Source organism: Nocardiopsis lucentensis DSM 44048 (assembly GCF_000341125.1).
Classification (GTDB): domain Bacteria; phylum Actinomycetota; class Actinomycetes; order Streptosporangiales; family Streptosporangiaceae; genus Nocardiopsis; species Nocardiopsis lucentensis.
Genome location: NZ_ANBC01000298.1, coordinates 1 through 6,743, shown reverse-complemented (window position 1 = coordinate 6,743; position 6,743 = coordinate 1). Strand labels below are relative to the sequence as shown.

Below are 6,743 nucleotides of genomic sequence, written 5' to 3'. Positions count from 1 at the left end.
CCCCCCGCCGATGGATCCCGGCGCACGGCAGCCGCACGGCCCCGCCCCGATGGGCGGCCAGTCCGGAATGGCACATCTCACCCCCAGCGGTCCGAACCCACCCCTCGGCGCCCCCGGGCCCGGCCAGCGACCGCCCCAGCAGCCTCCGGGCACGGGTCCGCAGGGACCCGCCGGAGCACCGCAGTTCCCCCCTCCGCAGGACCAGCAACACCAGCGGCCCGGCACCGGCCAGCCGCCGTTCCCACCGGGACAGCCCCACACTCCCGGCCAACCCGCGCCGGGAGGCCCCGGTCAGCCTCCGACCGCCTACCAGGGCGCCCCCTCCGGCGGCCACCCCGCCATGACGCCCCAACCGGGAGCGCCACAGGGGCCGCCGCGGGAAGCTCCGATCAACCCGCCTCCGTACGCCCAGATGCCCGGCGCCCCCGGTCAGGCCCCCCAGGGGCATCAACCGCCTCCCCCGCCCCAGGCGCCCGACCCCATGGCCCCGGTGGACGCCGCGGGCCCCACACAGCACATCCAGGCGGTCCCCGCCGCTCCCAGCTCGCGGAACGACCGTCCGCTCTACCGCGACGAGGTCCCCGAGAACGCGGGCGCGGACACCGCGCAGTTCGACCTCCAGGACCTGGACGACTACGACGGCTACCCCGACCAGCGGTCGGACCGGTCCCGGAGCTCCGGTGGGGGAAGGACGAAGATCCTCCTCATCGCGGGCTTCGTCGCGCTGCTCGTCGTCGCGGGCGGCGGCGCCTTCCTGTTCGCCCGGAACGGCGCCTCCTCCGACGGCGCCACCGGCCCCGAGGGCCCGCTGTCCGCCGAGTCCCTGTTCCCGGAGACCATCGACGTCGAGGGCGCCGGCACCTTCACCCGCGTGGTGACGGAGGATGCCGAGGACTGCGCGACCGCCGCCCACGGCGACTACGGCACGGTCCTCACCGAGCAGGGCTGCGAACAGGTCGTCCGGGCCTCCTACCTCAACGAGGACGAGACGCGCGCCGTCACGGTGGGGATCGCCACCATGGCCACGGAGGGCGAGGCGGTCACCGCCCAGGGCGAGCAGGACCTGGTCGCCGCCAAGTGGTTCGCCGGACTCGCGGGCGAGGAGGGCAGCGGCACCGAGCGCCTCGGCTTCGCCGGCGGTTACGGCAGCAGCGGGCAGTGGGGCAACCACATCGTCTTCTCCCTGGCCGCCAACAAGGACGGCAACGACGCCGAGGAGGACTCGGAGGTCGCGACCGAACTCCAGACGATCGGCGAGGGCTTCCTCGGCGAGGCCTTCACACTGCTCACCGGGAGCGGCGGCTGACACGCCACCGCCGACACGCGCGAGGGCACCCGGAATCCGTTCCGGGTGCCCTCTGTGTTCTCAACTGTGTCTTCTACGGCCTCGCGGGCTCGGCACGGGCCCGGCACGGGGCTCGCTCAGGCCGAGTGCCCCCGGCAGGGCAGCGTCCGCACCCTGCGGGTCGAGGTCGCTCGCTCGGCCAACTCCCCGTCGGCCGGATAGCGCACCTCCTCCAGGCTGAGCCCCTCCGGGCCCACCACGTGCACCGAGGAATCGCGCACAGCGGCCCCGAGCACCTCTCCGGGCCATGTGACCCCCCTGCGGCCGTCCCCGACCGCCAGGAGCGCGCCCACGAGCGCACGGACCATGTTGTGGCAGAACGCGTCCGCCTGGATCGTTCCCCGCAACAGGTACCGGTCCGTGCGCTCCCACTCCAGGCGCAGCAGTTCGCGGATGGTGGTGGCGCCCTCCCGCTTCCTGCAGAACGCCGCGAAGTCGTGCTCGCCCACGAGACGCGCCGCGGCCTCGTTCATCCGGTCCGCGTCCAGCGGGCTGCGGTGCCAGAGCACGTACCGCCGCAGCAGCGGGTCGACCCCGTAGGGCGCGTCGCTCACCTGGTAGGCGTAGCGCCGGAACAGCGGCGAGAAGCGCGCGTCGAACCCGGGCGGCGCCAACCTCGCCCCGGTCACCCGCACGTCCTTGGGCAGCACCCCGGCCAGACGGCGCGCCACCCGCTCCCCCTCGCTCTCCCAGGTGGCGGCCGGGATGTCGGCCTGGGCCACCTGGCCCCTGGCGTGCACCCCGGCGTCGGTACGCCCGGCACAGGTCAGCGAGACCGAGGGCAGCCGCAGCACCCGCGCCAGCGCGGCCTCCAGCTCCCCCTGGACCGTGCGCCGACCGGGCTGGACCGCCCATCCGGAGAAGTCCGTGCCGTCGTAGGCGATGTCCAGCCGCAGCCGGACCGTCGTGTCGTTGTCGTCCATCGCACCCATCCCGGAGAACACGAGTGCCCGACCCCCAGGGGATCGGGCACTCGACGAACGGTAGGCGCCGGGTCCTCACCCGACCGCGCCGTCACGTCCTACTTGCTCTCGGAGCTCTCCTCGGCGGAAGCCTCGGCGGTCTCCTCAGCCGGAGCCTCGGCGGTCTCCTCGGCCGGAGCCTCGGTGGCCTCGGCGGCGGGGGCCTTGGCCGGGGCGGCCGGGGCGGCGAGCGCCTCGACGAGCTCGATGATCGCCATCGGGGCGTTGTCACCCTTGCGCGGACCGATCTTGGTGATGCGCGTGTAACCACCGGGGCGGTTCTCGTAGCGCGGGCCGATCTCGGTGAACAGCTCGTGCACGACCGACTTGTCCGTGATCTGCGTCAGGACCTGACGGCGGGCGTGGAGGTCACCGCGCTTGCCGAGGGTGATGAGCTTCTCGGCGTAGGGGCGCAGGCGCTTGGCCTTGGCCTCGGTGGTGCGGACACGGCCGTGCTCGAACAGCGCGGTGGCGAGATTCCGCAGGATGTGCCGCTCGTGAGCGGGCCCGGAACCCAGACGGGCGCCCTTGGTAGGCGTGGGCATGGTGTCGTTCTCCTAGTGATGCGGTCCGCGGCCGCACTCGGCCGGGGACCATGTGGGCGACGAAGGTCGGTTAGTACTGCTCCGTCTCGACGAAGGACTGGCCCTCGTCGTCATCGGAGCCGTAGGAGTCAGCCGCGGTGCTGGGGTCGAATCCGGGCGGGGAGTCCTTCAGCGACAGGCCCATGTCGACGAGCTTCTGCTTGACCTCGTCGATGGACTTGGCACCGAAGTTGCGGATGTCCAACAGGTCCTGCTCGGAGCGGGCAACCAGCTCGCCAACGCTGTGGATGCCCTCACGCTTGAGGCAGTTGTACGACCGGACCGTGAGGTTGAGGTCCTCGATCGGCAGCGCCAGGTCCGCCGCGAGGGCGGCGTCCGTCGGCGACGGGCCCATGTCGATGCCCTCGGCGTCGACGTTGAGCTCACGCGCCAGGCCGAACAGCTCGACCAGGGTCTTGCCCGCGCTGGCGACCGCGTCACGGGGACGGATGGCCGGCTTGGTCTCGATGTCGACGATCAGACGGTCGAAGTCGGTGCGCTGCTCGACACGGGTGGCCTCGACCTTGTACGTCACACGCAGCACGGGCGAGTAGATGGAGTCGATCGGGATCCGGCCGATCTCCTGGCCCGCCTGCTTGTTCTGCGTCGCCGAGACGTAACCGCGGCCGCGCTCGACCGTCAGCTCCATCTCCAGCTTGCCCTTGCCGTTCAGCGTGGCGATGTGCAGGTCGGGGTTGTGCACCTCGACACCGGCCGGCGGAGCGATGTCCGCGGCGGTCACCACACCGGGGCCCTGCTTGCGCAGGTACATCAGCACCGGCTCGTCGTGCTCGGAGCTGACGACCAGGCCCTTGAGGTTGAGGATCATCTCAGTGACGTCCTCCTTGACACCGGGCACGGTGGTGAACTCGTGCTCGACGCCCTCGATGCGGATGCTGGTGACAGCCGCGCCGGGGATGGAGGACAGCAGGGTACGCCGAAGCGAGTTGCCGATGGTGTAACCGAAACCCGGCTCCAGCGGCTCGATGACGAACTTCGAGCGCAGGTCCGAGATGGCTTCCTCGGTCAGCGTGGGACGCTGTGCGATCAACATGGTCCGTGTCTTCCCTTCCACATGGCCGACCGCTATTTGACGGCCATCGGACGGACACCGCCCAGACGGCGGTGCCCACTACTCGGATTCCTACCCAGCCCGCGCGGCCCCAACGGGGACCACGCGGGCCAAGCGCCGCGTACGCTCCGCGCGGTAGGAGGCGCGGAGCGACGCCCGGGGGTCAGACCCGGCGGCGCTTGGGCGGACGGCAGCCGTTGTGCGGAACCGGGGTGACGTCCTGGATGGAGCCGACCTCGAGACCGGTCGCGGTGAGCGAACGGATGGCGGTCTCCCGGCCGGAACCCGGGCCCTTCACGAAGACGTCCACCTTGCGGACGCCGTGCTCCTGGGCGCGGCGCGCGGCGGCCTCGGCGGCCATCTGCGCGGCGTACGGGGTCGACTTACGCGAACCCTTGAAGCCCACCTGTCCGGAGCTGGCCCACGAGATCACGGCACCGGTGGGGTCGGTGATGCTCACGATCGTGTTGTTGAACGTGCTCTTGATGTGAGCGTGACCGTGAACAATGTTCTTCTTTTCCTTGCGGCGCACCTTACGCGCGGCACCCTGCTGACGGCCCTTAGGCGGCATGAGCGAAACTCCCAGAGATCATCGGTCCGTGTGTGTGTCTCGGACGCGGTCGACAGTCCGAGCGGACTACTTCTTACCGGCCTTCTTCTTACCGGCCACGGTCTTCTTCTTGCCCTTGCGGGTGCGGGCGTTCGTCTGCGTGCGCTGACCGCGGACCGGGAGGCCTCGGCGGTGCCGGATGCCCTGGTAGCTGCCGATCTCCATCTTGCGACGGATGTCGGCCTGGACCTCACGACGCAGGTCACCCTCGACCTGGTAGTTGGCGTCGATCCACTCGCGCAGCTTGACCAGGTCCTCTTCGGACAGGTTGTAGACGCGCGTGTTGCCGTCGACACCGGTGTTCTTCAGCGTTTCGAGCGCGCGGGTGCGGCCGACCCCGAAAACGTACGTGAGAGCGATCTCCACCCGCTTGTCGCGGGGGAGGTCGACGCCGGCGATACGTGCCATGTGGGCGAGACTCCATCCAATGTGTGTGCGGAGGTCTGACCCGTTCCACCCTCCCGTCGCCCAACCGACGAGGCCCCGGCCTCCGACCGGGGGTGGTTCCCGAGCACTCCCGGGAATCGGAACAGGTGTTCGTTCTTGCAGGCCCAGTGGGGGAACGCGTTCCCCTGCCGGGCGGTCGCGACGCGGAAGCCGCGGCGAGCGAGGGTGCTAGCCCTGGCGCTGCTTGTGCCGCGGGTCCGAGCAAATGACCATGATCCGGCCGTTACGGCGGATCACGCGGCACTTCGCGCAGATCTTCTTCACGCTCGGCTTGACCTTCATGGTGACTCCGAACTCGATGTCACCCGCTCTGGGCCGTGCGGCCCGCGACGGGCTACTTGTAGCGGTAAACGATACGCCCGCGCGTGAGGTCGTACGGGCTCAGCTCCACGACGACGCGGTCGTCGGGGAGAATACGGATGTAGTTCATCCGCATCTTGCCGCTGATGTGGGCAAGGACCTGGTGCCCGTTGTCGAGCTCTACCTTGAACATAGCGTTGGGTAGGGACTCGACAACGGAACCCTCGATCTCGATGGCGCCGTCCTTCTTTGCCATGTCCTCCACGCCTCGCTCATCGATTGGTTGATCAGGACAACCCGACGGGTCCCGGTGTGCCCTCGCATGACACGATGGCCCCGACGACGGTGCAGGAAGCCAACCGTCGTCGACGCCGAAGCACACTGGAAGTTCGGGCCAACTGCGAGAGCGTACGTCGTCGGAAAGACGGGGCACGAAGAAGGCAGACTGACCCAACAGCCCGCGTATGGGCAGTGTCAGTGTATCCCCTTCGGACAAGTACTCCTAACCGACGGGCAGAGCACCCTACACCGTCGCACCCGCGGGGCGAAACGGCCACCCGAGGGGGTGTCGTTCGGGCCGAAGCGAAGCGGAGGCCCAGGGCGAACACCGTTCGGGCGCCGACAGGGTTCTGCAAGACGAGGCAAGCCGCGCAGCGAGGAACGAGCGACAGGCGCCGCCGAGGATGAAGAATCCCTGGCCGCATGGGCGCCCGAACCCGGGCCGAAGCGAAGCGGAGGCCCAGGGCGAACACCGTCAGGTGGAACCGTCGTCCGGGCCTCTCTGTGCGGCCAGCACCCCCACGGTCACCACACCCATCACGATCCCCCATGGCCCCAGAACCCACAGGAACCAGGGGTAGCTGTTCTGCCCCGTGAGGAAGAGGATGAGCCAGATGACGAAGCACAGGACGTTGACGCCGCCGTAGAGGATCCACGGCACGATCAGCGCCGGGTCCCGCATGCTGATCGGCGGCGCCACGGCGAACTCGGCGCCCCGGGGACCGGCGCCGGTCAGGTCGGCGAGGTCGCGCTCGGGCAGGTCCCGGGTGACCTCCGCCAGTTCACCGACGGTGCGCGCCTTGTAGACCTGCCCCAACCGGTCGGTGAACTCCTCCTGGTCCAACCGCCCCTGGGCGAACTGCTCCTGGAGGAGTTGGGCCACCCGGTCGCGTTCCTCGTCGGACGTCCGCATCGACGGAACCGGTTCGGACACCGCGCACACCTCGCTTCTCCCCGAAGGGCGCCGCGCGCCGCACGACGCGGAAGGCCACTACCAAGTCGGCTGGACGAACCCCATCTCCGCGATTTTATCGCGGTTGGACTCGCGTGCGGTCAGGACCATCGGGCCCTCGGCGGTGATGGCCACCGAGTGCTCGAAGTGCGCCGCGCGCCCGCCGTCCTTGGTCACAACGGTCCAGTCGTC

10 protein-coding genes and 1 pseudogene are annotated in these 6,743 nt (G+C 69.9%); 1 reads left to right on the top strand and 10 read right to left on the bottom strand.

Going from position 1 to position 6,743, the window contains the following annotated elements; translation table 11 throughout:
* Positions 1-448, bottom strand: a 448-nt coding sequence (locus tag D471_RS41285) for a hypothetical protein (protein WP_206538929.1), incomplete at its 3' end; no start/stop codon positions are given.
* Between the two features lie 33 nt (positions 449-481).
* On the opposite strand from D471_RS41285, the gene D471_RS0110425 reads away from it, so the two are divergent.
* Positions 482-1,306, top strand: a complete 825-nt coding sequence (locus tag D471_RS0110425) for a hypothetical protein (RefSeq protein ID WP_193789756.1) — start codon at positions 482-484, stop codon at positions 1,304-1,306.
* Between the two features lie 116 nt (positions 1,307-1,422).
* Here D471_RS0110425 and truA read toward each other — a convergent pair whose 3' ends face one another.
* From truA to D471_RS41700, 9 genes and pseudogenes are all read right to left on the bottom strand, one after another.
* Positions 1,423-2,268 carry a tRNA pseudouridine(38-40) synthase TruA gene (truA, locus tag D471_RS0110420; RefSeq protein ID WP_026127591.1) on the bottom strand — a complete coding sequence of 282 codons (846 nt, stop codon included), beginning with the start codon at positions 2,266-2,268 and terminating at the stop codon, positions 1,423-1,425.
* A gap of 98 nt (positions 2,269-2,366) precedes the next feature.
* The gene (gene rplQ, locus D471_RS0110415) at positions 2,367-2,852 is read right to left on the bottom strand and encodes a 50S ribosomal protein L17 (protein ID WP_017598563.1); all 486 of its coding nucleotides are present in this window, start codon (positions 2,850-2,852) and stop codon (positions 2,367-2,369) included.
* A gap of 70 nt (positions 2,853-2,922) precedes the next feature.
* Complete coding sequence (locus tag D471_RS0110410; RefSeq protein WP_017598562.1) at positions 2,923-3,945, bottom strand: DNA-directed RNA polymerase subunit alpha; 1,023 nt, start codon at positions 3,943-3,945, stop codon at positions 2,923-2,925.
* Between the two features lie 181 nt (positions 3,946-4,126).
* On the bottom strand, positions 4,127-4,534 hold the full coding sequence (rpsK, locus tag D471_RS0110405; RefSeq protein ID WP_017598561.1) for a 30S ribosomal protein S11: 408 nt from the start codon (positions 4,532-4,534) through the stop codon (positions 4,127-4,129).
* 66 nt (positions 4,535-4,600) lie between these two features.
* Positions 4,601-4,981, bottom strand: coding sequence for a 30S ribosomal protein S13 (rpsM, locus tag D471_RS0110400; protein WP_017598560.1), 381 nt, complete (start codon positions 4,979-4,981; stop codon positions 4,601-4,603).
* A gap of 207 nt (positions 4,982-5,188) precedes the next feature.
* Positions 5,189-5,302, bottom strand: a complete 114-nt coding sequence (gene rpmJ / locus D471_RS33770; protein ID WP_013156136.1) for a 50S ribosomal protein L36 — start codon at positions 5,300-5,302, stop codon at positions 5,189-5,191.
* A gap of 52 nt (positions 5,303-5,354) precedes the next feature.
* Positions 5,355-5,576: a translation initiation factor IF-1 gene (gene infA / locus D471_RS0110395; protein ID WP_013156135.1), complete on the bottom strand. Its 222-nt coding sequence runs from the start codon at positions 5,574-5,576 to the stop codon at positions 5,355-5,357.
* A 498-nt stretch (positions 5,577-6,074) separates the two neighbouring features.
* On the bottom strand, positions 6,075-6,533 hold the full coding sequence (locus D471_RS0110390; RefSeq protein ID WP_026127590.1) for a DUF1707 SHOCT-like domain-containing protein: 459 nt from the start codon (positions 6,531-6,533) through the stop codon (positions 6,075-6,077).
* Positions 6,534-6,590: 57 nt separating this feature from the next.
* Positions 6,591-6,743, bottom strand: a pseudogene (locus D471_RS41700) (type I methionyl aminopeptidase); the annotation flags it as partial.

Coding starts and splice junctions, on each gene's coding strand:
- D471_RS0110425 (WP_193789756.1), top strand. CDS start 482: ATGGCCCCGGTGGACGCCGCGGGCCCCACACAGCACATCCAGGCGGTC.
- truA (WP_026127591.1), bottom strand. CDS start 2,268: ATGGACGACAACGACACGACGGTCCGGCTGCGGCTGGACATCGCCTAC.
- rplQ (WP_017598563.1), bottom strand. CDS start 2,852: ATGCCCACGCCTACCAAGGGCGCCCGTCTGGGTTCCGGGCCCGCTCAC.
- D471_RS0110410 (WP_017598562.1), bottom strand. CDS start 3,945: ATGTTGATCGCACAGCGTCCCACGCTGACCGAGGAAGCCATCTCGGAC.
- rpsK (WP_017598561.1), bottom strand. CDS start 4,534: ATGCCGCCTAAGGGCCGTCAGCAGGGTGCCGCGCGTAAGGTGCGCCGC.
- rpsM (WP_017598560.1), bottom strand. CDS start 4,981: ATGGCACGTATCGCCGGCGTCGACCTCCCCCGCGACAAGCGGGTGGAG.
- rpmJ (WP_013156136.1), bottom strand. CDS start 5,302: ATGAAGGTCAAGCCGAGCGTGAAGAAGATCTGCGCGAAGTGCCGCGTG.
- infA (WP_013156135.1), bottom strand. CDS start 5,576: ATGGCAAAGAAGGACGGCGCCATCGAGATCGAGGGTTCCGTTGTCGAG.